We start from the raw sequence: 25,766 nt of genomic DNA on the forward strand, positions 1-25,766 counted from the left end.
CCCTCAGGCCGCGTTCTGCGAGTTGGCGCGGGCGGCGGTGAGCACCGCCTGGATGATCGGCTCGTAACCGGTGCAGCGGCAGATGTTCCCGGACAGCGCTTCGACGACCTCGTCGCGGCTGGGGTTGGGCGTGTGGTCGAGCAGCACCTTGGCGGCCATGATCATGCCCGGCGTGCAGAAGCCGCATTGGCTGGCGAAAGTGTCGAGGAAGGCGCGCTGCAGCGGGTGCAACACGCCGCCTTCGGCAAGGCCCGATGTGGTGGTGATCGTTGCGCCGTTGCAGGTTTCGGCCAGCGTCAGGCAGGAGAGCCTCAACTCACCGTCGACGATGACGGAGCAGGCACCGCACGTGCCTTGGTGGCAGCCGCCCTTCGGCGAGGTGTCGCCGATCTTGTCGCGCAAGGCGTTGAGCAGCGTGGTGCCGCCGTCTACGAATTCGGCCTTTTCAGAGCCATTGAGCGTGAATTGAACCGGGACCTTTGCCATTCTTCCTCCTTGCGCGCCTGCCCCGCAGGGCAAGCGCGCGCCCCCCGACGTGTTCATTTTTGTGCTTGTCGTTCTCCCAGAACCGCTTCACACTTTTGGGCGACAAGCATCAGCCGAGCAGCAGCCGGCCGAGATGGACCGGCAGCACTTCGGCGCGGTACCAGGCGCTGGCGATTGGATCGGTGATCGGCGCGGTGCCTTCGGTGGCGGCGGCCAGCGCTGCCGCGATGCCGTCTTGATCAAGCGTTTTTCCCAGCAGTGCGTTTTCCGCCGCCCTGGCGCGCACCGGCCGATCGGCCATGCAGCCGAGCGCGATCCGCGCCGAGGAGACGGTCCCGTTTCCAGCCTGTTCGAGAACGATCGCAATGCTCAGCACCGAGACCCCCTTGGGCTTGACCCGAGACACTTTGAGGAAGCGGAAACTGCCGGCCCTCGGAAGCATGAAACTGACCGACGTGACGATGGCGCGGCTGTTGTCCCGCCCGGCCAGGAAGGTTTCGATGGGCGTGTCGCCGTCATCGGTGCCGACCGTTGCGTCGAGGGCCAGCAGGGCTACGGCAAAATCACCATAGGGCGACGGCGCGAACAGATTGCCGCCGACAGTCGCCATGTTGCGGATCGCCGGACCACCGACGGCGCGCGCGGCCTTGGCAAGGGTACCAAGCTCCGGATGGAGGGCGATCTCCGCCATGGTCGCCGAGGCGCCGATGCGGACCTTGCCGCCGGACAGGGCGATGGTGGACAGGGCTGGGTCGGTGGCGCGGACAAGAGTGGCGACGGAGATATCGCCTTCATTGGCGGCTCGAACTACAAGCGTCCCGCCGCCGAGATAGCGGCTGCCAGCCGCCGTCAGCGCAGCATTGGCGTCCTTTACCGTTGTAAAAGTCTGCAGCGCCAGTGCCATGGCCCGCTCCTTCAGCTCTGGCCGGCGAAATGGGTCTTAAGGGCATTGAAGCCGCCCTGGAAGACATTGGCGCCCATGCCCTCGGCCAGCTTGTCCGCATCCTCGGGGGCCGCGTCGAAGCTGGCGGTCCATTCGGCATAAGTGCGGTCGCCGTCGGTGACGCGCCTGAGCTGCAGCGTCGCCTTGTGGTTGGTGAGCGGCTGCGGCGTCTCCAGGATGGAATAGCTGACGAGGAAATCGTCATCGGAAAAGTCGAGCAGTTTTTCGCGCAGGCGCGCGCCGCTGGCGAGCTGGAAGTTGCGCACGCAGCCGATCGTGCTGGCATCCTTGCCGTCCTCGATATGGCTGTCGACCATGCGCGGGTGCCAGCCCGGCAGCCCGTTGAAGTCGCGTATGCGCGCCCAGACCTTTTCGACCGGCGCGTCGATGACGCTGGAGATGGTGACTTTGGGCATATGGTGTTCCCTTGCGGAGTTCGTTGCGGCAAGGGTAGGGCGCTGGAGCGGGCAGCGCTTATCAATGCGTCTTGAGCGCGTATCAACCAGTCTGAAAAACAGATGGCGCCGACTCAGGCCGTGGCCCGCGCCGCCTCGCGGTAGAGCGTCGGCGGCACCCCGACATGGTCGCGGAAGAAGCGCGAGAAATTGCCCTGCGTGGTGAAGCCAAGATTGCAGGCGACCGAGATCAGCGGCTCCTGCGACCATTGCAGCTGCCGCACCGCTTCCTCCATTCGCAGCGTGTTCCAGTAGACGTTTGGCGTCAGATTGGTCTGTTCCTTGAACAAGGCGAAGAAATGCGGCCGCGACAGGCCGACGCTGCGGGCTACATCGTCGAAGGAGATGCGCTCGCAGACATTGGCCTTCATCAGCTGGATCGCCTTGCGGACGCGGAAATCCTGCATGGTGCTGATGCGGCCGCGCGCTTCCTGCGGCGCCGAGGCGTCGGCGGCATCGAGCACCGAGTCGATGAAGCGCTCGATCTCGTAGTTGGCGACGTCGTCGACGCTTTCATTGTCGGTGAGATGATCGAGCAGGCTGGCGGCGGCCTGGTGCAGCCACGGCTCGAGCGCGATCGCCGCCTGTGAGAACAGCGGCGCGCTGGACGGCAGGTCGCGGCGCCGGCGCGCCCAGTCCGGGTCGATGTAGAAGGCCAGGAACAGGCCCGGCCGTCCGTCCTGGGACAGGACGTGGCTATGCGGCTGGAGCGAGTTGATGCCGGCGGCGGTACCCGGGCCGAGGCGGACCGTCTCACGGCCGATGGTCATCTCGCCGGCGGTGCCTTCGAGCCAGATGATCAGATGCGCCTCGATATGGGCATGGGTGACGAAGTCGCTCGCGACATTCAGGACAGAAACATGTCCGAACCGGCCCCAGTAGAGCCTGATCGCTTCCGTCATGGGTATATCCTCCCGCAGGCGACTGGCCTCCCTTCGCCTGCAGGGGGATTGTGCGGCCGGTTTTCGGCATCCGTCAAGGTATCGGTTGTTGGCCGGAACCAATGGCGGTCGGCTTCAGTCGATTTTCAGACTGAACGATAGCAACCAGAACGAATTGCGCTTCGACGACGTGCTCTCAGTCGCTGCGCCTGAAATTGCGGATGCGGTCGAACAGAACCGCCAGCAGGATGGCGCCGCCGATGAAGGTGCCTTGCCAGAAGGCGTTGATGCCAAGCAGGCCAAGGCTGTTTCGGATCACCTCGATGAGGGCAGCACCGACAATGGCGCCGAAGGCGGTGCCGACGCCGCCGGCCAGATTGGCGCCGCCGATGACGGTGGCGGCGATCACTTGCAGTTCCATGCCGTTGCCAAGATTGGTGGTGACGGCGCCGAGCCACCCGGTCTCGATGATGCCGGCAATGCCGGCTGACAGCGCCGAGATCATGTAGACGGCGACCTTGATCTGCTTGACCGGTACGCCGGTCAGCGTCGCCGCGTGCTCGTTGCCGCCAATGGCGAAGATATGGCGGCCGAACTTCGTCCAGCGCAGGATGAAGCCGGTGATCAGCGCCAGGATGATCATGTAGAGCACCGGATTGGCGATGCCGAACACCCAGGCGCCGCCGCCGAGCGCCAGCAGCTTGTTGTGGTCCGGCCCGAACTGGAAGACGACGGTGTTGTTTGAGGCGACCATGGCAAGGCTACGGGCGATCGACAGCATGCCGAGCGTCACCACGAAGGGCGGAAAGCCCAGGTAGGCGATAAAAATGCCATTGAAGGCGCCGATGACGAGCGCGGTGGCGATCGTGGCCAGAATGCCGATCTCGATCGAATAACCGGCATGCATGGTGACCGCCAGCACCATCGAGCATAGGCACAGCACCGAACCGACAGACAGGTCGATGCCGCCGGTGATGATGACGAAGGTCATGCCGAGCGCGACGATGGCGACGAAGGTGATGTTGCGGGTGATGTTGTAGAGGTTCTTCGATGTGGCGAAGGCATCGGTGGCGAAGGACAGGAAAATACAGGCCAGGATGACGGCGATCACCACCCAGAAAGTCTGGCTGGAGAACAGGCGCGACAGGAAGGTGTGCTGCTTCTGCGCGATCGTCTGGTCAAGGGTGACTGCCATTATCGACCTTTCCTGCGCTGCCGATGCGCGGTGAAATCCGGGTTCGCCATTCTCATGCCACCTGCTCGATGGCGCCGGTGATCAGCCCGGTGACCTCTTCGGGCGAACTCGACGCGATCGCCTTGTCGGCGACCTTCCGGCCGCGCCGCATGACGATGACGCGGTCGGCGACGTCGAAGACGTCGGGCATGCGGTGGCTGATCAGCACGACAGCGATGCCCTGGTCGCGCAGATGACGGATGAGGTTCAGCACTTCGGCGACCTGCCGCACCGAGATCGCCGCCGTCGGCTCGTCCATCAGCACGATCTTGGCCTGAGACAGCATGGTGCGGGCGATCGCCACCGCCTGGCGCTGGCCGCCCGACATCTGCTTGACGAGGTCGCGCGGGCGGGTCTCGGATTTCAGTTCGGCGAAGATCTGGCCGGCGCGCTTGTACATGGCGGCGTAGTCGAGGATGCGGAACGGGCCGACGCCGCGGCGCAATTCGCGGCCGAGATAGACATTGGCCGCCGCAGTCAGATTGTTGCAGAGCGCCAGGTCCTGGTGAACGATCTCGATGCCGTGCTGGCGCGCCTCGACCGGCTTGTGCAGGATCAGCTCCTTGTCATCCATCCGCATCGTGCCATGGCTCGGCCGGAAATTGCCGGCTATCATCTTGACCAGCGTCGATTTGCCGGCGCCATTGTCGCCCATCAGGCCGACGACCTGTCCGGGCTCGATCGACAGCGACACGTCGTTGACCGCCTGGATGGCGCCGAAATGCTTCGAGATGTTGGTGAGTTCGAGAACCGCCACCAGTCTTTGCCTCCCATATCAGGCCCATCCGCCCGCGGACAGGCGACGGCATCCATTCGCCTTCCCAACTCCTCCCGGGACAGCGATGCCGTCATTTACGCGAATGGCGTCGCGGGCGTCAATTGTCGACGGGCAATTGTCAGACGAATAGTGCCGTGCTGTTTTTGAAAAATCAGTTTTGTAGGACAAATAGCAATTGACGTTGGCGGCAAGCCGTTATTAGTTGAGCGTCGGAGGAAGACATGCCGGCCTTGACGACGCCATCGGCGGCGCCACCGGTCGGAAGGTTTTGGCGATCGTGCGGCGTCATCGCTGAACTGGTCGCATCTGAAAATGCTTATCGGCCTGGCCGGATTGAGTGAGCGCACGCGTCTCAGTCATCTCGCATCCTGGCTGGTTTGTGTGGCGGGCACGCCGTGTCCGTCTGTTTCCAAGGGAGGACTGACATGAGGAAAACAGTATTGCTCGCCGCCGTCGCCGCCATGGCGCTGGGCGCCGGGCCGGCTTTGGCCAAGAAGCAGCTCGTCATCGTGGTGAAAGGTCTCGACAATCCGTTCTTCGAAGCCATCCACCAGGGCTGCGAGAAGTGGAACAAGGAAAACGCCAGCTCGGAATATGAATGCTTCTACACCGGCCCGGCATCGACTTCCGACGAGGCCGGCGAGGCGCAGATCGTGCAGGATATGCTGAGCAAGGCCGACACGGTGGCGATGGCGATCTCGCCGTCCAACGCGCCGCTGATCGCGCAGACGATCAAGAGCGCCAATCCGTCGATCCCGATCATGACCGTCGACGCCGACCTCGCCAAGGAAGACGCGGCGCTGCGCAAGACCTATCTCGGCACCGACAACTATCTGATGGGCAAGAAGATCGGCGAGTACATCAAGAAGGCCAAGCCGAACGGCGGCACGATCTGCACCATCGAGGGCAATCCGGCGGCCGACAACATCCTGCGCCGCGCGCAAGGCATGCGCGACGCGCTGACGGGCAAGGAGGGCCTCGCGGCCCTTGCCGGCGAAGGCGGCTGGACGGAAGTCGCCGGCTGCCCGGTGTTCACCAATGACGACGGCGCCAAGGGCGTTCAGGCGATGACCGACATCCTCGCCGCCAATCCCAAGCTCGACGCGTTCGGCATCATGGGCGGCTGGCCGCTGTTCGGCGCGCCGCAGCCCTATCGCGACCTGGTCGGACCGCTGAAGGACCGGCTGGCCAAGAACGACTTCGTCATCGGCGCCGCCGACACGATCGGCGACGAGGTGGCGATCGCCAGGGACGGCCTTGTCACCGCGCTGGTCGGCCAGCGGCCCTTCGAAATGGGCTACAAGGCGCCATCGGTGATGATCGACCTGGTCACGGGCAAGAAGGTTGACGATCCGGTGTTCACCGGTCTCGACGAATGCACCAAGGACACGGTCGACACCTGCATCCAGAAGTAGGGTTTTCGATCAGGGGCGCCCGCCAAGCGGGCGCCCCTCCACCTCGTCGGATGATTGGGGCAGACGCTTCAGGGGCCAGCGGCTCCGGCTTTGTCGCGCCCATGGTTTGGTTTTTCGGCAACGGGATCGGCGCGCCGCGCGGCTCCGGATCAATCCGGGCGACAGACGGCCGACCTATTGGAACGTGGATGCCGGACGAAAAGGCAAAGAAACAGGCTGGTCGGGCGAAGGCGCAAGCCAACCGCGATACGGCGGTCGTCCGCAGGGCGGATGCGGCGCACTTTCCCGGGTCCAGCGTTCATGCATCGCTCGCCAGCGAGATCGGGCTCAGGATCGTGCGCGGCGACTATCCGCCCGGCAGCATCCTGCCAAATGAGGCCAAATGGGCCGAAACCTTCAATGTCAGCCGTTCGGCGGTGCGCGAGGCGATCAAGATGCTGATGGCCAAGAGCCTTCTGGCATCGCGTCCCAAGATCGGCAGCTGGGTCGAGCCGAAGGAGCGCTGGAACCTGCTCGACCGCGACGTGCTGGCCTGGTACGCGACCGCACCGGATCGCGAGGCGTTCCTGCGCACCGTGCAGGAGTTCCGTCACATCATCGAACCGGAGGCCTCCGCCTTTGCCGCGATGCGGCGCAGCGACGAGGAGATGGCCGAGATCAGCCTGGCGTGCCGCGAGATGGGGGAGGCGGCCAACCTGGCCGAGCGCATCCGTGCCGATACGCGCTTCCACCTCGCCATCCTGCGGGCGTCGGGCAACGACCTGCTGGTGCCGCTCGGCGTGCTGATCGAATCGGCGCTCGACCATCTCTTCGCTTTCACCACGCGCCAGGTCGGCGATCAGCGGCGGGCGCAGAATCTGCACGAGGCGATCGAGAAGAGCATCCGCCTGCAGCGGCCGGCAGCCGCCCGCAACGCCGTGCACAAGCTGCTCGCCGACACCGATGAGGGGATCGGAAGAGGCCGGCGGTAAGGCCAGCCGTCCGGGGCCTCAGATCGTCTGCTTCTTGCCATCCTTCATCGGCATCAGGTCGATACCATTCACCTTGGCGATATGAGTCGCCAGCATCGGCACGAACTGCTCGGCCGGCCCGGTGGCATGGGCGCCGGCGAAGGAATTCTTGGTGGCGTTGCCGAGCGGGTTGGCGATGCCCGCCGCGCCCGCCATCGATTCCAGATAGGTCAGGTCCTTGAAGGCATTGGCGATGGTGAATTTGTGGGCGTCGCGGTCGCCTTCCAGCGTCCAGCGCATGAAGGTCTGGTAGAAGCCGCAATCCATGCGGCCGTTGCGGATGACGCTGTCGAAACGCGGCGGCGAGATGCCGACCTTCTCGGCCAGCGCCAATGCCTCGGAATAGATGGCGGCGTAACCGAGCGAGATGAAATTGTTGAGCAGCTTCATGCGATGGCCGTCGCCGGTGTCGCCGATATGGACGATGCGGCCAGCCCAGGTGTCGATCACCGGCTTGACCCTGGAGAAGACGGCGTCGGGCGCGCCGACCATGGCGTCGAGCGTGCCTTCCCACGCTTCCTTCGGCGTGCGGCTTAGCGGCGCGTCGACATAGTCGACGCCGAGCGCCTTGAGTTCGGCCGCGAGCGCCACCGTCGAGACCGGATCCGAGGTCGAGCAGTCGACGACGACCGACCCCTTCTTCAAACCCTCCTTGAGGCCGCCGGGACCGCGAATAATGGCCTCCACCTCGCGCGAGCCGGTGACGCAGATGAAGACGATATCGGATGCGGCCGCCACGTCTCGGGAGGTCGATGCCTCACGAGCGCCCCGGCCGAGAAGATCCTCCGCCGGCTTGCGGTTCTTGCGGCCGAGAAAGGTCAGGGAATAGCCCTTGTCGACGATGTTCTTGGCGATGCCGTGACCCATCAGGCCAAGGCCGACAAAGCCGATTGTCTCGCTGGTGGCGGTGGTGTTCATGCTGTCTGTCCTGTTCTGTGATTATCGATAATGTTGCCGCTGTTTTAGCCATAGACGGTTGCAGAAAGCAATATTGTCTGACAATAGACGTAAATCCCAGGACTTTCGTGGAGACCAGAAATGACCAAGCGGATCATGTTCACCGGCGGCAGCGGCAAGGCTGGACGCCACGTCGTGCAATATCTGGTGGAGCAGGGCTGCCAGGTGCTCAACATCGACACCAAACCGCTCGACAATCCCAAGGTGCGCACGCTGATCACCGACATCACCGACAGCGGCCAGGTGTTCAACGCGCTGTCGAGCTATATGGGGCTGCACGAATTCGATCCGTCGCTGCGGCCGCAGCCCGTCGACGCCGTGGTGCATTTCGCCGCCATCCCACGCATCATGATCACACCCGACAACGAGGTGTTCCGCATCAACGCGATGGGCACCTACAACGTCATCGAGGCCGCGGTGAAGCTCGGCATCCGCAAGGTGATCATCGCTTCCAGCGAGACGACCTACGGCCTGGTGTTCGCCAACGAGCCGCGCGACCCCACGCATTTCCCGCTCGACGAGGAGTATGACGTCGATCCGATGGACAGCTATGCGCTGTCCAAGATCGTCAACGAGAAGACGGCGCGCGCCTTCGCGCAGCGCAATGGCACGGACATCTATGCCTTGCGCATCGGCAACGTCATCGAGCCGCATGAGTATTCGCTGTTTCCGAAATGGTTCGCCGATCCGGGCTTCCGCAAACGTATCGCCTGGAGCTATATCGACGCGCGCGACCTTGGCCAGATCACGCTGCGCGCCATCGAGAAGGATGGGCTGGGCTACCAGGTATTCAACGCCGCCAATGACGACACCTCGTCCGATCTGCCGACCGCCGAACTCCTGAAGCGGTTCTATCCCGGCGTGCCGGTCAAGGGCGAACTCGGCGAATACGAGACGCTGCTATCGAACCGCAAGGCGCGCAACATGCTCGGCTTCCGGCCGGAGCATAGCTGGCGCAAATACGTCAAGACCGCCTGAGCGAGGTCGAATCGCGCTGGGTTGTGCATAGAAGCCGGCTTTGCCGCCCAATGGCCGCACCGCGCTTGACAGCTTCCCTAAACCGGCCTTTCTGGAATTCATGCGGGACGCGAGGCCGAACAAGGAAAAATCGCCCAAAAAGGCTGTAGCCGCCGAACGCCCGGCCGGTGTTCGCCGGCCCGACGCGGCGCGCATTCCCGGCTCCAGCGTACACACGTCGCTGGCCAGCGAGATCGGGCTCAGGATCGTGCGCGGCGACTATCCGCCCGGCACCATCCTGCCCAATGAAGCCAAGTGGTCGGAGACCTTCAGCGTCAGCCGGTCGGCGGTGCGCGAGGCGATCAAGATGCTGATGGCCAAGAGCCTGCTGGCATCGCGCCCCAAGATCGGCAGTTGGGTCGAACCGAAAGAACGCTGGAACCTGCTCGACCGCGATGTGCTCGCCTGGTACGCGACGTCGCCCGACCGCGAGGTGTTCCTGAGGACGGTGCAGGAATTCCGCCACATCATCGAGCCGGAAGCGACCGCCTTTGCCGCCATGCGGCGGACCGACGAGCAGATGGCTGAGATCAGCCAGGCCTGCCGGGAGATGGGCGAGGCGAAAAGTCTGCAGGAACGGACCCGCGCCGACACCCGCTTCCACCTTGCAATCCTGCGTGCCTCCGGCAATGACCTGCTGGTCCCGCTCGGCGTGCTGATCGAATCCGCCTTCGATCACCTGTTTGCCTACACGACCCGCGAACTCGACGATTTGCAGCTCGCCCAGAAGATGCACGAGGCGATCGAAAAGAATATCCGCCTGCAGCGGCCGGATGCGGCGCGCAATGCCGTGCGCAAGCTCCTGGCCAATACCGACAACGTCATCCGTTCGCGATAGAACTCCAGCGACACAGCCATTTGCGCGGGTGTTTCCGCCTTGCCGGCTCGAAGCAATTGAGGCCGCCACCGTCAAAAAACTCAAAAACCTGTGTCGGATCGGCCGTGTGATAACCGTCCTTGGGGTATCGAACAGAGACCACGAAGGAGTATCGACATGCCCAGCACCGTTCGTCTGCATCGCGTTCTGACCACCAGCCCGGAGAAGGTCTACCGTGCGTTCCTCGAGGCCGATGCGCTTGCCAAATGGCTTCCGCCGAACGGCTTCACCTGCACGGTCCATCACTTCGAGGGCAAGGTCGGCGGCACGTTCAAGATGTCGTTCCGCAACTTCACCACTGGCGACAGCCACTCATTTGGCGGTGAGTATGTCGAGCTCGTCGCGGGCGAACTCCTGCGCTACACCGACAGGTTCGACGATCCCAACCTGCCCGGCGAGATCGAGGTGACCGTGACGTTGAAGAAAGTGTCCGTGGGCACCGAAGTGAACATCACCCAGGCCGGTATCCCGGATGTCATTCCGGCGGAAGCTTGCTATCTCGGCTGGCAGGAATCGCTGCGGAACCTGGCCAGGCTCGTCGAACCCGAAATCAAGCAATAGGACGCCCTGTCCAGTCAGGAGCCATTGGCGGGCGAGGGCGGCTAGTCCTCCTTTGGCCGCCCGAATGCTTCGCGCAGTTCGTCCTTGGCGTCCTCGAGGACCTTCTTGCGCGCCGCGGGCAGGTTTCTGCCGGCCCTGTTGATGTAGAAATTCAGCATCGACATGGCGGATTGGAAGGGCTCGGCCTTGCGACGGTGGCTGTGTTCGGCCGACCGCTTGAGCGAGGCTGCGATCTTCTTGGCGTCGTCGGATTCGAAGACATGCTCCTCGAGATCCATCGCATCGCTGTGCTCGGTTACCTCGGCCGACCATTTCTGCTTGGTGGCGGTCATGGCTGGACTCCTTTGCGGGGTTGCTGATCGGAAACTCCACACATGGATGTCGGTTCCCACCTGCCTTTCCGCTCTGGAGCCACGGATTTGCCTGTCGTGGCGCTGCTATGGACGGGGAATGCGCGGATAGTGGCGACAACGGCGACCGGTTTTCGAGACCGCCGACAGGAAACGCCTTTGACCCGAACCGACTTGAGCCGGCCCAGTCCCGGTATCGACAGCTCCTACGCCTGGATGCGGCTGGCCATCTCGATGCTGCTGGCGACAATCGGCGCGGTCGGCATGTGGGCCGTTGTCGTGGTGCTGCCGGCGGTACAGGCCGAGTTCGGCGTCGACCGCGCCGCGGCATCCATGCCCTACACCGCGACCATGGTCGGCTTTGCCGCCGGCAATGTGCTGGTCGGCCGCGCCATCGACCGCATGGGTTACTGGATTCCGGCGCTGTTCTCCTCGATCGCGCTCTCCGCCGGCCTCCTGCTCGCGGCGCTGTCGACCTCGATCCTGCAATTCACCCTTGCCCAAGGGGTGCTGATCGGTCTCGGCACATCGGTGATCTTCGGACCGTTGATCGCCGATATCTCGCACTGGTTCAATCGTCGCCGCGGCGTCGCCGTCACGGCGGCGGCGGCCGGCAATTACCTCGCCGGAGCGATCTGGCCCACCATCATGCCGACGCTGATCAAGGCGGAAGGCTGGCGCTTCACCTATGCGGCAATCGGCGTCTTCTGCCTGGTCACCATGGTGCCGCTGGTGTTGTTGCTGCGGCGCGGCGCGCCGGAAGCGGCTGCCGCCGGCTCGCCCGGAAGCCGGTCGGTGCAGCCGATTCCTATGTCGCCGGGGGCAATGCAGGCGCTGCTGGTCGTCGCCGGCTTGGGTTGCTGCGTGGCGATGTCGATGCCCCAGGTTCACATCGTCGCCTATTGCATGGATCTTGGCTACGGCATGGCGCATGGCGCCGACATGCTGTCGATCATGATGGCGGCGGGCGTCGTCAGCCGGCTTGCCTCGGGCTTCGTCGCCGACCGCATCGGCGGCGTCAAAACCCTGCTCATCGGCTCGGTGCTGCAATGCCTGTCATTGCTATTCTATATCCCGTTCGACGGGCTCGCCTCGCTCTATGTCGTGTCGCTGGTCTTCGGCCTGTCACAAGGCGGCATCGTGCCTTGCTATGCGATCATCGTGCGCGAGTACCTGCCGGCCAAGGAGGCCGGCCAGCGTATCGGTATCGTCATGATGGCGACGATTTTCGGCATGGCGATCGGCGGCTGGATGTCGGGCTGGATCTACGACCTGACCGGCTCGTACGCCGCCGCGTTCCTGAACGGCATCGCCTGGAACCTCTTGAACATACTGGCGATCGGCCTGTTCATGTGGAAGGCGAGGCACAGGGCCGCCTTAGCCGCCTGAGGAAGGCCAGGCACAGCCACTCAGTGGCTCGGCTTGACAACAGCCAGTCCCTGCGCGACGCCAGGGGCCGATGGGTGCGGCAACAGGCCGGTGAGATGGCGACAGCTGGAAATATCGCATTGCGGGCGCGCTTCGATGGCCATGCGCATGGGCCAAGGCCTTGATCAAGCCGCGCTCGCGCCGGGGCGGTGGCCGCCCGACCATATCGGATGTGGCACGCAAGGCAGGCGTCGGCGCCATCACCGTTTCGCGCGCGCTGCGCGAGCCGGTGCGCGTTTCCGAGGAACTGCGCCGCCAGATCCTGGCCGCCGTCGAAGAACTTGGCTATGTGCCGGACCCGAACGCACGCGCGTTGGCCTCGGCGCGGGCTGAAGTGTTCGGCGTGTTGGTGCCTTCGCTGACCAACAACGTCTTCGCCGAGGTGGTGCGCGGCATCTATGACAGCCTGTCGGACAGCCCCTTCCGCATTCAGCTCGGCAACACGCACTATTCCGGACTGGAGGAAGAGCGGCTGCTGCAGCTGTTCGGCTCCCAGCGGCCGGCAGCGCTGATCGTTGCCGGCATCGACCAGACGCCCACCTCGCGAAAGCTCTTGGAGAATGCCGGTTGCCCGGTGGTTCAGGTGATGGAGACCGGACCCGATCCCGTGGACATGATGGTCGGCTTCTCGCATCTCGACGGCGGCAGGACGGCGACCGAGCACCTGATCGAGGCGGGGTATCGCCGGATCGGTTTCATCGGTGCACGCATGGATCCGCGCTCGCAGCGGCGCCTGGCTGGTTACCGCGCGGCGATGGAGAGGGCCGGGCTGTTCGACCCGCGCCTGGTCACCACCACGCCGGTGCTTTCCAGCGTGTCGCTTGGCCGTGAATTGTTCCGCGACGCCCTTGCCAAGATGCCGACGCTCGACGGCGTTTTCTGCAACAATGACGATATCGCGCTCGGTGTGCTGTTTGAATGCCATCGCGCCTCGATCGATGTGCCGAAGACCATCGGCATCGTCGGCTTCAACGATCTCGAGATGATGCAGGTGGCATTTCCGTCGATCACCAGCATCCGCACCCATCGCTACGAAATCGGCAGGCGCGCTGTCGCCATGGCGCTGGCGGCCATCGCCGGTGATCGGCCGCAGGAGCGTGTCGTCGACCTCGGCTTCGAGCTCAAGCGGCGCGAGAGCACGGCACGCTGAAGCAGTTTAGACCCTGCTGAAATCAGCCTTTACAGGCATTCTTGGTAGCGCTACCATTCGAACCGGCATCAAGTCTAAGCGCTGTTTATTATACATAAGCGACAGAATTTTCCTTGTTTATTATTGATAATATGATACTTTCGTTGCAGCTTAAGGAAGCAACGAGGAGGGAGAGGTCGGTGCTGGCCACCTGACGTGCGTGGCCGGCCAGGGCGGGAGGTGCTGGGGCGAACACGTCATTCTACTGCAGCTAACAAACAAGTCAGAACTGCAACTGGGAGGAATATCGATGATCAAGTCACTCGTTGGTGGCATCGTTGCCGCCACTGCATTCGTCATGTTGAGCTCAGCGGCGATGGCCGGAGGCCCGGAAATCGTCAAGGGACCGGCAGCCGAGCCGGACTGCTTTGCCCCATGGGCAGCCGATACGCAATTCTTCAAGTTTCCCAAGAAGGCCGGACCATACCGCATTGCGTTGGCCAACGGCTACATCGCCAACACCTGGCGCATCCAGATGGTGCAGACCGCCAAGGCGTATGCGGCACAGCCGGATGTCGCCAAAAAGCTGAAGGAATTCAAGGTCGTGTCGACGGGCGAGGACGTCCCGGCGCAGATCTCCGCGATCAACAATTTCATCGATTCCGGCTTTGACGCGATCGTCGTCAACGCGCAGAACCCAACCGCATTCGGACCAGTCATCAAGCGTGCGAAGGAGGCCGGTGTCGTGCTGGTCGCCTTCGACAACATCCTCGACACCAAGGATGCCATCAACGTCAATGTCGACCAGAAGGGCCTTGGCGCGTTGTGGGGCAAGTGGTTGGTCTCGCATGTCCCGAACGGCGGAAAGGTACTCGAAGTGCGCGGCGTCGCCGGCACTTCCGTCGACACGGACCGTCATGCCGGCATCCACGAGGTCCTCGACGGCTCCGGCAAGAAATGGGAAGTCACCGAGGTGGTCGGCAAATGGGACGACGGCGTTGCCCAGAAAGCCACGGCGGACGCGATTGCCACAAACGGCCCGTTCGACGGCATCACCGGGCAAGGCGGCGACACCGGCATCGTGCAGGCGATGATGGATGCCAAGCATCCATTCGTTCCGTTCGGCGGCGAGACGGAGAACGGTTTTCGCAAGTTCTGTGCCGCGCATGCCGGCGACGGCTTGAAGTGCTCTTCGGCCGGCACCGGCCCCGCCCAGGTGGCGGTGGCAATCAAGACGGCAATCGCGGCCCTCGAAGGCAATGTCGTGCCGCAATCGGTGAAGCTGCCGCTGGCTATTGTGGAGGATCCGAACTTCAAGGCTGGCCAGGATTTCTTCCCCGACCAGTCCGACAATTTCTTCGTCGGCAACTCCTTCCCAACCTGCGGCATCAATTTCAGCGCCCAGGAAATCATGGGGCAGACCAAGGAAAACCAGTAGGCTCACTGCTATCGCCGGCGCCGCGGGTCAACCCGCGGCGCCAGCCCTGAAATCCCATGATTGCCCCTGGGAGGGTTGATGGACGGTGCGGCTCCACTCTTTCGCATGGAAGGCATTTCCAAGCGCTATGGCGGCGTGCGGGCGCTGGAAAAGGCCGAGCTGACGGTCGAGGCCGGCAGCATCCATGCCATCCTCGGTGAAAACGGGGCCGGCAAGTCGACGCTGATCAAGGTCATGGCGGGTGTCGTGGCGCCTGATGAAGGCCGCATGATGCTGGATGGGCGCGAAGTGACCTTCGCTTCGCCCGGTGCGGCGAACAAGGCCGGCATCGTCTGCATCTTCCAGGAATTGTCGCTGATCCCCGAGCTCAGCGTTGCCGACAACATCGTCATTTCGGATCCACCCAAACGCTTCGGCATGATCGACCGCAAGGCACAGCGCCGCATCGCCGAGGACGCGCTGGCGCGGGCGGGCGCCGCCGATATCCATCCGCTGGCGCTGGTCAAGGACCTGCCGCTGTCGCGGCGGCAGATGGTGGAGATCGCCAAGGCCCTGGCGCGCAAGCCACGTATCCTCATCCTCGACGAGGCGACATCGGCGCTGACGGCTGCGGACGTCTCAAAGATTTTCGCTGTGCTGAAGCGGCTGCGCTCGGAAGGGCTGGCGCTGCTCTACATCTCCCACCGCATGAACGAAATCGCCGAACTCGCCGATCATTGCACGGTGTTCCGCAATGGACGCAACGTCGCCAGCTACAAGGCCGGCTCGAAGAGCGACAACGAGGTGGTCGAACTGATGATCGGCCGCGAGTACAGCCATATTTTTCCGCCCAAGCCGCCAGCGGCAGCGGCCAACGCCGCCCCCAGGCTCGAGGCGCGCAAATTGTCGTGGGCCGACCGGTTGGACAACATCTCGCTGACCGTCAGGGCAGGAGAGGTCGTCGGCCTCGGGGGGCTCGACGGCCAGGGCCAGCGCGAACTGCTGCTTGCTTTCTTCGGTGTGCTGCGTGGCCTCTCCGGCGAGGTGCTGATCGACGGCAAGCCGGTGACGATTACCAGCCCGGCGGCGGCCCGCGAGGATGGCATCGGCATGGCGCTCATCCCTGAAGACCGCAAGACCGAAGGCCTGATGCTGCCGATGACGGTGCGCGAAAACCTGTCCTTCGCCGCGCTTGACCGGCTGTCGAAAGGGGGCATCATCGACCGCGCCACCGAGCAGCGGCTGATCGACGACATGGTCGGCCTGCTGGCGATCAAGACGGCCGGTCTCGACATCCCGGTCGGCGCGCTGTCGGGCGGCAACCAGCAGAAGGTGGTCATCGCCAAATGGCTGATGCGCCAGCCGCGCATCATCCTGCTCAACGATCCGACGCGCGGGATCGATGTCGGCACCAAGCAGGAAATCTATCAGCTGATGCGCAAGCTGGCGGACGCGGGCGCGGCGATCCTGTTCTATTCGACCGATTATGACGAGTTGATCGGCTGCTGCGACCGCGTGCTGGTGCTCTATGACGGGGCGGTCAAGCGCGAACTGGTCGGCGCCGAGATCACCGAACGGGCGCTGATATCGAGCGCGCTCAACATCCATGGCGAGGAGAGCCCGGTGGGCCTGGGAGCGGAAGCGTGAAAGATTGGCGCTACTGGCTGGCCGAGCAGCGCGGAACGCTGCTGGCGCTCGGCATCTTCATCGTCATGTTCGTCATCTACACCTCCAACCATCCGGCGGGCTTCACCGCCAATGTCGTGCAGACGGCCGCGAACAAGGGCGTGCTGCTTGCCTTCGTCGCCATGGCGCAGACACTGGTCGTCATCACCTCCGGCATCGACCTGTCCGTCGGCATGATCTTCCTGCTCACCAACTGCCTGGCCTCCTGGCTGGTGGTGGGCACGCCGATGCAGACCACGCTCGGCGTCATCGCCGTGCTGGCGGCGGGCCTTCTGTGCGGCGCCATCAACGGCGCCATCGTCATCTATGGGCGGCTGCAGCCGATCGTCGCCACCATCGCCACCGGCGCGGTCTATTACGGAGTGGGCCTCCTGCTGCGCCCATTCCCGGGCGGCTCGGTCAACGAGGACCTGGCCGATGCCATGACAGGACGTTTTTTCGATCTGGTGCCGGCAAGCCTGGTCGTGCTGCTGGCGGTCGTGCTGTTGATCTGGGTGCCGTTCAGCCGTTCGGTACTCGGCCGTGCCGCCTACGCGGCCGGCTCTTCGGAAACGGCTGCCTACATGTCTGGCGTGCCGATCCGTCGCGGCAAGTTTGCCGCCTACACACTGGCCGGCCTGCTGGCCGCGATCGGCGGGCTGTTCCTCACCTTCTTCACCTATACGGGGGAGGCAGCCTATGCCAGCGGCAACGCCTACACGCTGTTTTCGATCGCGGCCGTGGTGCTGGGTGGCGTCTCCTTGTTCGGTGGCAAGGGCAGTGCCATCGGCGCCATCTTCGGCGCGCTGGCCTTCCGCACGATCGGCGATCTTCTGTTCGTCTTCGACTTCGATCCGCTCTGGCAGCCGCTGTTCCAGGGCGTTATCCTGCTGGTCGCCGTCAGCCTCGGCGCCTTCGCCCTGTTTCGGGTCCGCAACCGGCTGGAGTGGTTCCTGTGAGCGAGACGACCTTGGGCGGCATTGCCGGCCGCATGCCGAAATTCATCCGCCGCGCCGATCCGGCGGTGCTGACGGCCTTTGCCTGCATCGTGGTGCTGCTGTTGGTGGGCAGCCTCTATTCGCGCAGCTTCCTGTCGCCTGAATATCTCTTGCAGCAGCTCAAGGTGGCTTCGTTCCTTGGCGTCATTGCCACCGGCATGATGCTGGTCATCCTGCTCGGCCAGATCGACCTGTCGGTGCCGTGGTCGGTGGCGGCGGGCGCGATGATGGCCTGCGCGGCGGCGGCCTATGGTCCGGCCGGCGTGGTGCTGGCGATCCCGTTTGGCATCTTCTGTGGCGTGCTGATCGGCGTCGTCAACGGCATTGGCGTCGCCTATCTGCGCATCCCCTCGATGATCATCACGCTGGCCACCAACGCCGTCGCGCAAGGGCTGATGGTGGTCTACACCGGGGGATTCTCGCCGCAGGATTCGGCCACCGGCGCCATGCGCTACCTGGCCACCGGCTTCACCATTCCGGGCGTCCCCAACGCGGTCATCATCTGGGCGCTGATCGGGGCCGCGATGGTGTTCGTGCTGACCCGCAGCGGTTTTGGCCGCGCGGTCTATGGCATCGGCAACCGCGAGCGCGCCGCCTATCTCTCCGGCATCGACACAAGACGCGTGGTGATGATCGCTTTTGCCGTCTCCGGCGGGCTCTCCGCCTTTGGCGGCGTGCTGCTGGCGGGTTACGCCTCCAAGGCGGCGCAATCTATGGGGGATGCCTATCTGCTGCCGTCGATCGCGGCCGTCGTGCTCGGTGGCACCTCGATCCTGGGTGGGCGCGGCTCCTATCTCGGCACGGTCGCGGGCGTGATCCTGATCACGCTGCTGCAATCCATCCTGTCGGTCATGCAGATGCCCGAGGCGGGACGGCAGATCATCTATGGCGTCGTCATCGTCGCCATGCTCCTTCTCTACGGCCGCGCGCCGGCGAGCCGCTGACGGTGGACGAAAAGGCAGCGCAGGCGCCGACGGGCGCTTCCGGTTTGGCACCTCCGGCTATCGTGGTGATGGGCGTCGCCGGCTGCGGCAAGTCAGCCTTCGGTCTCGCGCTGGCCGCCGCGCTGGGTGCCGTCTTCATCGAGGGCGACAGGCTGCATCCGCCCGAAAACGTCGCCCGCATGGCGCGGGGCGAGCCGCTCACCGATCAACTGCGCGAGGGCTGGCTCGACGCGATCGGCGAGCAGATCGCGGCGTCGATCGGCAACGGCCAAGGTGTGGTCGCCGCCTGCTCGGCGCTGAAGCGCGGCTATCGCGAGCGGCTGCGCGGCTTTTGCCCCGATATCGTCTTCCTCTATCTGGAGATCGATCCGGCCACCGCACGGCGGCGCGTCGGCAACCGCAAGGGCCATTTCATGCCGGCAAGCCTGGTCGACAGCCAGTTCGCCATCCTGGAGCCGCCGGGCCAAGACGAGCGGGCATTGACGCTCGACGCGACGCAGCCGGTCGACGAACTCGTCACCCAGGCATTGCGCTCGATGCGCCGCTCATGAGCCTTCTTCTGCGCTGATGCCGATGCCGTCCTGAGCTTCGGTCAACCGCTCATGGCGCGACCAGGACATCATCTGCTCGGGGCACTGCTTCAGCGCCTCCAGCAAGCGGTCGCGTTTCAGCAGGATGTAGTGTGCCTGCAGGGCCATGTTCTTGGCTCCGTCCCTGGTTGTGTTCACTGCCGTGAGCGCCGGTGCCGGCGGCACCAGTTCGGGGCTCAAGACGGCCCGGTATTGCCGGAAGGGCACGTCCTCGAAAGTCGACATGGCAAACAGGGCCGTCTTGCCTCGGGCGGCGAAATTCGCCGGTGCCGAGGCAAGGTGGGTCCAGCCGCTTTCGCCCAGTGCGGTTTCGGTGAAGGTCGAGCCGGCGTGGATGGTGTTGGTCATCAGCACGACGCCGTTCTGCTTCAGCATCTTCTGAATGCGGATGGTGACCTGATAGGCGTCGTCACGGTCGAAGACGATTCGGCTTTTCAGGAACCGGTTCTCGACATGAATCATTGGCGGGTTGAGGAAGCGCTGGCCGAACACCGTCTCGGACACGCCATGCGTGTTGACGCTGACCTGATGCGCTTCGATGCCGGCCTCGTGTATGGCGCGCTTGCCGATCATCGTCTGGGCGGTGAACTGATCGCACCAGAGGATCGCGCCGTGGCCGCGTTGCAAGGCTGCCTGCAAGCCTTCGAGGCCCTCCAGCCGGATCGTCGGCGTCCAACGGCCGGCGACCAGATGCGCGGCAAGTTGCATGCGGCGGCGATGGCGCGCCGTGAGCATTGCCTCGAACAGCTTGCGCGCATCGATGCCGTCGCCGAGCACCGCGCGCGTTGCGGCGGCATAGGCGCGGAAGTCCTTGCGCATATGGCGCTTCAAGCGAAACCTCGACGCCCAATCGCAGATCGGCGACCACCAGCGCACCGGCAGCGCTGCCGCGACCGCGAGGTAGAAGAGGGTAATCAGGCTTTCGCGAAGATCCCTGGTGGAGAAGCGGCGGAGCCTGCCGGGATTGGCCAGCTTGCGGCTGAAGAAGCGCACGTCCTCGGCATATTCGGGAACAAAGACGTCGGCGATGATTTCGGTGCGAAAGCTGGCTGCCGATGGCTGCTTGCGGGCGGCTTTTCGGGATTTCGTAAACCTCGACAGCCTCATCCACCCGGCTCTAGATTTGTGAAGTCAACTCGACCGGGAAATCGTCATTATCGGCATCGCGCATGGCGGCGAGGCTACGGTTGTCCAGCACCTCGGCGATCGCCTGGCGCACTTCCAGCATCATGTGCCGGACCTGGCAGGTCGCCTCGTCGCAATCCTCGCAGCGCTGATACTGCGTGCGGCTGGCGCAAGGTATCGGCGCCAGCGGCCCGTCGAGCACGCGCACGACATGGCCGATCTTGATCTCGGAAGCCGGGCGGGCGAGGCGATAGCCGCCTTCCTTGCCCTTGCGGCTCTGGACGAAGCCGGCGTTGCGCAATTCGCCCAGTATGGCATCGAGGAATTTCTTCGGGATGTTGTTGGCGACGGCGATGTCGTTGACGAAGGCCAGTTGGCCAACCGGAAGATTGGAAAGATGCACGAGGGCCTTGAGGCCGTATTTGCCTTTTTTCGTCAGCATGCCCTGATAACCCGTTGAAGCCCCAACCACCCCGCATCTGGCGGCTGTTTGTGTGCAAATGATGACGGCATTGCTTCCGCACGCCCGCCGTTTCGCGAAAACAAAGCCATTGGAACGCATGTTAGGCACAAACGCGTTGATTCTTTGTAACGTTTTGCACGAAGGGCGCCGCTTTGCGCTATCGGCTGCATAAACGAGAAAAGCCGGCCCACGGCCGGCTTTTCTGATCGTTTTATCGGTCCGCGGAGATTTTAGCGGCTGCCATAGGCCTGGTCGAGCAGGCCGCCGGCGGCGAAATGCTCCTTTTGGACCTTGTCCCAACCGCCGAAGACGTCTTCCACCGTCAGCAGGCGCACATCCGGAAAATCGGCCTTGTATTTGGCCGCGACAGCCGCGTCGCGTGCGCGCAAGCCGTTGTCGGCGGCGATGCCCTGGCCCTCGGGCGTATAGAGAAAGTCGAGATAGCTCTTGGCCAGATCGCGCGTGCCGTGCTCGTCGGCGACCTTGTCGACGATCGCTACCGGGAACTCCGCCAGAAGGCTGACCGAAGGCGTGACCTGCTCGAATTTGTCGTCGCCATATTCCTTGCGGATGCCGCGCGTCTCGGATTCGAAGGTGATCAGCACGTCGCCGATCTCGCGCTGCACGAAGGTGGTGGTGGCGGCGCGCCCGCCTGTGTCGAAGATCGGCACGTTGTTGAACAGCTTGGTGATGAACTCCTTCACCTTGGCGTCGTCGCCCTTGAAGGCTTCCTTGGCGTAGGCGGTGGCCGCGAGATAGGTGTAGCGCGCATTGCCCGACGTTTTCGGGTTGGGGAAGATCACCTGCACGTCGTCGCGCACGAGATCGTTCCAGTCCTTGATGTGCTTGGGGTTGCCGGCACGGACGAGAAACGACGGCAGCGAATAGAAGGGCGAGGCATTGTCGGGAAAGTCCTTCTGCCAGTCGGCGGAGACAAGGCCCTTCTTGACCAGGAAGTCGACGTCGGTAACCTGGTTGAAGGTGACGACATCGGCGCCGAGGCCCTCGGCGATGGCGCGCGCCTGCGCCGAAGTGCCGGCATGCGACTGGTCGACGGTGACGCCCGGATGCTCTGATATGAAGGCCTTGTTGACCTGCACGAACAGTTCGCGGCCGACGTCATAGGAGGCGTTCAGCAGCTTGTCGGCCGACCAGGCTTGGGAGGATGCGAGGAGGAGACCGGCGGCGGCAACGCCGAGGAAAAATCGCTTCATGAAAAGGCTCCGGATGTAATGCTCTATTGCCAGACCATAGCCGGGGCGCGAAGGAGCGGCGAGGCATGGATTCAGGACTTGACCATTGTTGCTAAAAAACTGTTTCCCAAACAGACATATCGTAGTTTTTTCTTTCACCTTGAGGTCGGTCCTCTTCAGCCTGTTTCTGATAAAAGCCACAAATAGATACACATTGTGTATGCGCAATGTTATGGTGGCGGAAAGGAGTCTTCCATGACGAAAGCCGCGCCCGAAACCCACGCCAAGCCTGTCAATCTGCGCATCCGAGAGGATATCCGCATACTGATCGACCGCGCCGCGAAAATACGTGGGAAAACCCGCTCCGACTTCATGATCGACGCCGCCTATCGTGCGGCCGAGGACACGCTACTCGACCAGACCCTGATCAAGGTGGATCCGGAGAGTTACCGGCATTATCTCGACATCCTCGATAAACCGCCGAGCGGGGAAGGTTTTGGGCGCCTCATGAACGTGCCCAAGCCATGGCGGGACTGATGCTATCGGCGCCCACGCCCCTGGCAGAAAACCACGATCTCGGCCTTTTCCAAAGCGGAACAGAAAGTCTCGACCAATGGCTTCGCCGCAGGGCACGGGCCAACCAGGTCAGTGGCGCATCGCGTACTTATGTGGTGGCGGAAGGCACACGCGTTGTCGGCTACTACTGCTTGTCTTCGGGCGGGCTTGATCTGGCGGAAGCGCCCGGCATTGTTCGCCGCAACATGCCAGATCCCATTCCGATGGTCGTGCTCGGGCGTCTCGCGGTGGATGGAAGCTGGCAACGGAAGGGGCTGGGCGCGGCGCTTCTGCAAGATGCCGTCCTGCGCGCCGGTCAAGCCGCGACGATCCTCGGTATTCGCGGAATTTTTGTTCATGCCATATCGGATGAAGCGAAAGCCTTTTACGAGCACTACGGCTTTGCGGCCTCCCCGAAAAACCCGATGACCCTGGTGTTGTCGTTGAAGGCCAGGTGAAAGACCGCCACCGACCGGGACATCCCTGGGGCGGATTCACCGTGGTCCGATCGCTATGCAGCCGGGAACAGCTTCCAGCGCCCCGGGCGGAACGCCACGCGGCTCTTCTGCGCTGCCGGATGGTCGACCGGCAGCTCAATCTCGACCCGCTGGCGTTCGCCGCCGATTTCAAGTTCGACGCGCCTTGTGCCGGCGACGCGGCGGCTGGCCGCCACGGTGCCGGCGATGCAGCCGCTGCAGCCGTCCAGCAGTTCGACATCATGCGGACGGAAGTAAAGCATCGCATCGCCCTCGGACGCGTGCGGCGCCGACAATCCGATTGGACGGTCGGCCAGCCAGATCTCGCCATTCTCGACCTTGACCGGAAGGGAACTCGATTCGCCGATGAAGCCGTAGACAAAGGGCGAATTCGGCGTGTCGTAGATGTCGTCGGCGGTGCCGACCTGCTCGATACGGCCCTGGCTCATCACCACGACACGGTCGGCCAGTTCCAGCGCCTCTTCCTGATCGTGGGTGACGAAGACGGTGGTGTGGCCGGTGGCGTCATGGATTTCCCGCAGCCAGCGGCGCAGTTCCCGGCGCACCTGCGCGTCGAGCGCGCCGAACGGCTCGTCGAGCAGCAGCACCTTGGGTTCGATGGCCATGGCGCGGGCGAGCGCCACGCGCTGGCGCTGGCCGCCCGAAAGCTGCGCGGGATAGCGCTTCTCCAGCCCTGAAAGCTGGACGAGATCGAGAAGCTCGGAAGCACGGCGGCGGATCTCCGCTGCTGGCGGCCGCGACGGTCCGTGCCGCACCTTGAGGCCGAAGCCGATATTGTCAGCCACCGTCATATGACGGAACAGCGCGTAGTGCTGGAAGACGAAGCCGACATTGCGTTCCTGGATCGATTTCTGCGAAGCGTCCTCGTCACCAAAGAAGATTTTCCCGCGTGTCGGCCGCTCCAGCCCGGCGATCAGTCTGAGCAAGGTCGTCTTGCCGGAGCCGGATGGTCCCAGCAACGCAATCAATTCGCCCGACTTGATGTCGAGCGACACGTCGTGAAGCGCCGGAAACCGCTCGAATTCCTTGCGCACGTTGGCAACGCGAACTTCCATACAATGAACCTTCTAATGTCCGCGCGTCGCGGCGAGTTCGGCGCCGTAGCGCATCTCGAGCAGTGTTTTCAAGACCAGCGTGACGAGCGCCAGCCCGGCAAGCAGCGAGGCGACGGCGAAAGCGCCGACGGCGTTGTACTCGTTGTAGAGGATTTCGACATGCAGCGGCATGGTGTTGGTCAGGCCGCGTATGTGGCCCGACACCACCGAAACCGCGCCGAACTCGCCCATGGCGCGCGCATTGCACAAAAGCACGCCGTAGAGCAGGCCCCATTTGACGTTGGGCAAGGTCACAAACCAGAAGGTCTGCCAGCCATTGGCGCCGAGCGAAAGGGCGGCCTCCTCGTCGCCATTGCCCTGTTCCTGCATCAGCGGGATCAGTTCGCGGGCGACGAAGGGGAAGGTGACGAAGACGGTGGCCAGCACAATGCCCGGGACGGCAAACAAGATCTGGATGCCATGTGCCTTCAGCCACCCGCCGAGCAACCCCTGGGCGCCGAACAGAAGCACGTAGACCAGACCCGAAATGACGGGCGAGACCGAGAAGGGCAGGTCGATCAGCGTGGTGAGAAACGCCTTGCCCTTGAATTCGAACTTGGCGATCGCCCAGGCGGCGGAGATGCCGAAGACGACATTGAGAGGCACCGAGATCGCCGCGACAAGCAGTGTCAGGTGGATGGCCGAGCGTGCGTCCGGTTCGCCCAGTGCTTGCGTATAGGCGCCGACGCCTTTCGCCAGCGCCTCGTGGAAGACGATGATCAGCGGCAAAAGCAGGAAGATGCCGAGGAATGCGAAAGCGATGGCCATCAGCACGGCCTGCGCTGGGCGGCTTTCGGTCACCGCCGCCGAGCGGCTCTCGTGATACGGTTCGTAGGATTTGATCTCGGGATCAGCCATAGCGCTTGCGGCTCCATGTCTGCACCAGATTGACGACCAGCAGCATGACGAACGACAGCGCCAGCATGATTGCCGCGATCGCGGTCGCCGCTGGGTAATTGTATTCCTCCAGCCGGATGACGATCAGAAGCGGTGCGATCTCGGATTTGTAGGGCAGGTTGCCGGCGATGAAGATGACCGAGCCGTATTCGCCGACGCCGCGCGCGAAGGCGAGCGAGAAGCCGGTGATGATGGCCGGCGCCAGGCCCGGAAAGAGCACGCGGGTGACGATCTGGAAGCGGCTGGCGCCAAGCGTGGCGGCTGCTTCCTCCACCTCCTTGTCGATTTCCTCCATGATCGGCTGCACGGTGCGCACGACAAAGGGCAAGCCGATGAAGACCAGCGCGATGACGATGCCGAGCGGCGTGTAGGCGACCTTGATGCCGAGCGGCATCAGCAATTTGCCGATCCAGCCGTTCGGCGCGTAGAGCGTGGTCAGCGCGATGCCGGCCACCGCCGTCGGCAGCGCGAATGGCAGGTCGACCATGGCATCGACGATGCGGCGGCCGAGAAAGCGGTAACGCACCAGCACCCAGGCGACGAGCGTGCCGAAAACGACATTGACGACAGCCGCGATGAAGGCGGTGCCGAAGCTGATTTCAAGTGCGTTGAGGGTGCGGCGATCGGTGGCGATGGCCCAGAAATCGATCCAGCCGAGAGCGGCCGAACGCCAGATCAGCCCGGATAGCGGTATGAGGATGATGAGGGTGAGGTAGGCAAGCGAGAAGCCGAGCGTCAATCCGAAACCCGGAATGACGCTCGGCTGTCTGAACCGCCACCCCGCCTGCGCGGGTGCTGTGGTCATAT

General features: G+C 63.7%; 28 protein-coding genes. 14 read left to right on the forward strand and 14 right to left on the reverse strand.

Going from position 1 to position 25,766, the window contains the following annotated elements; all coding sequences use genetic code 11:
- Positions 1 to 3: 3 nt before the first annotated feature.
- The 6 genes from EN861_RS25280 to EN861_RS25305 all read right to left on the reverse strand — a co-directional run bounded on the left by EN861_RS25280 (position 4) and on the right by EN861_RS25305 (position 4,756).
- Entirely contained in the window at positions 4 to 486 is a 483-nt protein-coding gene (locus EN861_RS25280) for a (2Fe-2S)-binding protein (protein WP_135866259.1), read from the reverse strand.
- Positions 487 to 595: 109 nt separating this feature from the next.
- Positions 596 to 1,390, reverse strand: a complete 795-nt coding sequence (locus EN861_RS25285) for an FAD binding domain-containing protein (RefSeq protein WP_135866261.1) — start codon at positions 1,388 to 1,390, stop codon at positions 596 to 598.
- Positions 1,391 to 1,401: 11 nt separating this feature from the next.
- Positions 1,402 to 1,845: an SRPBCC family protein gene (locus tag EN861_RS25290; protein WP_135866264.1), complete on the reverse strand. Its 444-nt coding sequence runs from the start codon at positions 1,843 to 1,845 to the stop codon at positions 1,402 to 1,404.
- A gap of 113 nt (positions 1,846 to 1,958) precedes the next feature.
- Positions 1,959 to 2,786, reverse strand: coding sequence for an AraC family transcriptional regulator (locus EN861_RS25295; RefSeq protein ID WP_135866266.1), 828 nt, complete (start codon positions 2,784 to 2,786; stop codon positions 1,959 to 1,961).
- A 175-nt stretch (positions 2,787 to 2,961) separates the two neighbouring features.
- The gene (locus EN861_RS25300) at positions 2,962 to 3,960 is read right to left on the reverse strand and encodes an ABC transporter permease (protein ID WP_127873191.1); all 999 of its coding nucleotides are present in this window, start codon (positions 3,958 to 3,960) and stop codon (positions 2,962 to 2,964) included.
- Between the two features lie 52 nt (positions 3,961 to 4,012).
- Positions 4,013 to 4,756 carry an ATP-binding cassette domain-containing protein gene (locus EN861_RS25305; RefSeq protein WP_127280595.1) on the reverse strand — a complete coding sequence of 248 codons (744 nt, stop codon included), beginning with the start codon at positions 4,754 to 4,756 and terminating at the stop codon, positions 4,013 to 4,015.
- A gap of 446 nt (positions 4,757 to 5,202) precedes the next feature.
- Between EN861_RS25305 and EN861_RS25310 the strand changes: the two genes are divergently transcribed.
- Together EN861_RS25310 and EN861_RS25315 are read left to right on the forward strand one after the other, a co-directional pair.
- Positions 5,203 to 6,192, forward strand: a complete 990-nt coding sequence (locus tag EN861_RS25310) for a sugar-binding protein (protein WP_127280594.1) — start codon at positions 5,203 to 5,205, stop codon at positions 6,190 to 6,192.
- A gap of 188 nt (positions 6,193 to 6,380) precedes the next feature.
- Positions 6,381 to 7,163: a FadR/GntR family transcriptional regulator gene (locus EN861_RS25315; RefSeq protein ID WP_127280593.1), complete on the forward strand. Its 783-nt coding sequence runs from the start codon at positions 6,381 to 6,383 to the stop codon at positions 7,161 to 7,163.
- A gap of 18 nt (positions 7,164 to 7,181) precedes the next feature.
- Here the strand turns inward: EN861_RS25315 and EN861_RS25320 are convergent, their stop codons facing one another.
- A complete protein-coding gene (locus EN861_RS25320) occupies positions 7,182 to 8,120 on the reverse strand; it encodes an NAD(P)-dependent oxidoreductase (RefSeq protein WP_135866269.1) in 939 nt (312 codons plus the stop codon).
- A gap of 120 nt (positions 8,121 to 8,240) precedes the next feature.
- Between EN861_RS25320 and EN861_RS25325 the strand changes: the two genes are divergently transcribed.
- From EN861_RS25325 to EN861_RS25335, 3 genes are all read left to right on the forward strand, one after another.
- Positions 8,241 to 9,137, forward strand: coding sequence for an NAD(P)-dependent oxidoreductase (locus tag EN861_RS25325; RefSeq protein WP_127279251.1), 897 nt, complete (start codon positions 8,241 to 8,243; stop codon positions 9,135 to 9,137).
- A gap of 100 nt (positions 9,138 to 9,237) precedes the next feature.
- Positions 9,238 to 10,014 (forward strand): FadR/GntR family transcriptional regulator, encoded by a 777-nt coding sequence (locus tag EN861_RS25330; protein ID WP_127279252.1) that lies wholly within the window; start codon positions 9,238 to 9,240, stop codon positions 10,012 to 10,014.
- Between the two features lie 156 nt (positions 10,015 to 10,170).
- Complete coding sequence (locus tag EN861_RS25335; RefSeq protein ID WP_127279253.1) at positions 10,171 to 10,614, forward strand: SRPBCC family protein; 444 nt, start codon at positions 10,171 to 10,173, stop codon at positions 10,612 to 10,614.
- Positions 10,615 to 10,655: 41 nt separating this feature from the next.
- Here the strand turns inward: EN861_RS25335 and EN861_RS25340 are convergent, their stop codons facing one another.
- On the reverse strand, positions 10,656 to 10,946 hold the full coding sequence (locus EN861_RS25340) for a DUF3175 domain-containing protein (protein ID WP_127279254.1): 291 nt from the start codon (positions 10,944 to 10,946) through the stop codon (positions 10,656 to 10,658).
- 177 nt (positions 10,947 to 11,123) lie between these two features.
- Here EN861_RS25340 and EN861_RS25345 point away from each other — a divergent pair, with 177 nt between their 5' ends.
- The 7 genes from EN861_RS25345 (at position 11,124) to EN861_RS25375 (ending at position 19,096) form a co-directional block, all read left to right on the forward strand.
- Positions 11,124 to 12,353 (forward strand): MFS transporter, encoded by a 1,230-nt coding sequence (locus tag EN861_RS25345; protein WP_127279255.1) that lies wholly within the window; start codon positions 11,124 to 11,126, stop codon positions 12,351 to 12,353.
- Positions 12,354 to 12,513: 160 nt separating this feature from the next.
- Entirely contained in the window at positions 12,514 to 13,542 is a 1,029-nt protein-coding gene (locus EN861_RS25350) for a LacI family DNA-binding transcriptional regulator (RefSeq protein WP_135866271.1), read from the forward strand.
- 289 nt (positions 13,543 to 13,831) lie between these two features.
- Positions 13,832 to 14,959, forward strand: a complete 1,128-nt coding sequence (locus EN861_RS25355; protein WP_135866273.1) for a sugar ABC transporter substrate-binding protein — start codon at positions 13,832 to 13,834, stop codon at positions 14,957 to 14,959.
- 78 nt (positions 14,960 to 15,037) lie between these two features.
- Positions 15,038 to 16,585, forward strand: coding sequence for a sugar ABC transporter ATP-binding protein (locus EN861_RS25360; RefSeq protein WP_135866275.1), 1,548 nt, complete (start codon positions 15,038 to 15,040; stop codon positions 16,583 to 16,585).
- Positions 16,582 to 17,562 (forward strand): ABC transporter permease, encoded by a 981-nt coding sequence (locus tag EN861_RS25365; protein ID WP_127280764.1) that lies wholly within the window; start codon positions 16,582 to 16,584, stop codon positions 17,560 to 17,562. Before EN861_RS25360 ends, EN861_RS25365 begins: the two co-directional genes overlap by 4 nt.
- Entirely contained in the window at positions 17,559 to 18,545 is a 987-nt protein-coding gene (locus tag EN861_RS25370; protein ID WP_127280763.1) for an ABC transporter permease, read from the forward strand. The genes EN861_RS25365 and EN861_RS25370 overlap by 4 nt, the downstream gene beginning before the upstream one ends.
- Positions 18,546 to 18,547: 2 nt before the next feature.
- Positions 18,548 to 19,096: a gluconokinase gene (locus EN861_RS25375; protein ID WP_127280762.1), complete on the forward strand. Its 549-nt coding sequence runs from the start codon at positions 18,548 to 18,550 to the stop codon at positions 19,094 to 19,096.
- Here EN861_RS25375 and EN861_RS25380 read toward each other — a convergent pair.
- The 3 genes from EN861_RS25380 to EN861_RS25390 all read right to left on the reverse strand — a co-directional run bounded on the left by EN861_RS25380 (position 19,091) and on the right by EN861_RS25390 (position 21,937).
- Positions 19,091 to 20,242, reverse strand: coding sequence for a hypothetical protein (locus tag EN861_RS25380; RefSeq protein ID WP_135866277.1), 1,152 nt, complete (start codon positions 20,240 to 20,242; stop codon positions 19,091 to 19,093). The genes EN861_RS25375 and EN861_RS25380 overlap by 6 nt on opposite strands.
- Before the next feature lie 10 nt (positions 20,243 to 20,252).
- Complete coding sequence (locus EN861_RS25385) at positions 20,253 to 20,702, reverse strand: Rrf2 family transcriptional regulator (protein ID WP_023769580.1); 450 nt, start codon at positions 20,700 to 20,702, stop codon at positions 20,253 to 20,255.
- A gap of 251 nt (positions 20,703 to 20,953) precedes the next feature.
- The gene (locus EN861_RS25390) at positions 20,954 to 21,937 is read right to left on the reverse strand and encodes a sulfate ABC transporter substrate-binding protein (protein ID WP_127280601.1); all 984 of its coding nucleotides are present in this window, start codon (positions 21,935 to 21,937) and stop codon (positions 20,954 to 20,956) included.
- Positions 21,938 to 22,171: 234 nt separating this feature from the next.
- Between EN861_RS25390 and EN861_RS25395 the strand changes: the two genes are divergently transcribed.
- Both EN861_RS25395 and EN861_RS25400 read left to right on the forward strand, forming a co-directional pair.
- Positions 22,172 to 22,453, forward strand: a complete 282-nt coding sequence (locus EN861_RS25395) for a DUF1778 domain-containing protein (RefSeq protein ID WP_127280600.1) — start codon at positions 22,172 to 22,174, stop codon at positions 22,451 to 22,453.
- A complete protein-coding gene (locus tag EN861_RS25400; protein WP_135866431.1) occupies positions 22,453 to 22,929 on the forward strand; it encodes a GNAT family N-acetyltransferase in 477 nt (158 codons plus the stop codon). The genes EN861_RS25395 and EN861_RS25400 overlap by 1 nt, the downstream gene beginning before the upstream one ends.
- A gap of 53 nt (positions 22,930 to 22,982) precedes the next feature.
- Here the strand turns inward: EN861_RS25400 and EN861_RS25405 are convergent, their stop codons facing one another.
- The 3 genes from EN861_RS25405 to cysT are packed head-to-tail and all read right to left on the reverse strand — an operon-like array spanning position 22,983 to position 25,764.
- Complete coding sequence (locus EN861_RS25405) at positions 22,983 to 24,023, reverse strand: sulfate/molybdate ABC transporter ATP-binding protein (RefSeq protein ID WP_127280599.1); 1,041 nt, start codon at positions 24,021 to 24,023, stop codon at positions 22,983 to 22,985.
- Positions 24,024 to 24,035: 12 nt separating this feature from the next.
- Positions 24,036 to 24,920 carry a sulfate ABC transporter permease subunit CysW gene (gene cysW, locus EN861_RS25410; RefSeq protein WP_127873179.1) on the reverse strand — a complete coding sequence of 295 codons (885 nt, stop codon included), beginning with the start codon at positions 24,918 to 24,920 and terminating at the stop codon, positions 24,036 to 24,038.
- Complete coding sequence (cysT, locus tag EN861_RS25415) at positions 24,913 to 25,764, reverse strand: sulfate ABC transporter permease subunit CysT (RefSeq protein ID WP_135866279.1); 852 nt, start codon at positions 25,762 to 25,764, stop codon at positions 24,913 to 24,915. The genes cysW and cysT overlap by 8 nt, the downstream gene beginning before the upstream one ends.
- Between the last annotated feature and the right edge of the window lie 2 nt (positions 25,765 to 25,766).

The organism is Mesorhizobium sp. M8A.F.Ca.ET.218.01.1.1, from assembly GCF_004791165.1.
GTDB lineage: Bacteria > Pseudomonadota > Alphaproteobacteria > Rhizobiales > Rhizobiaceae > Mesorhizobium.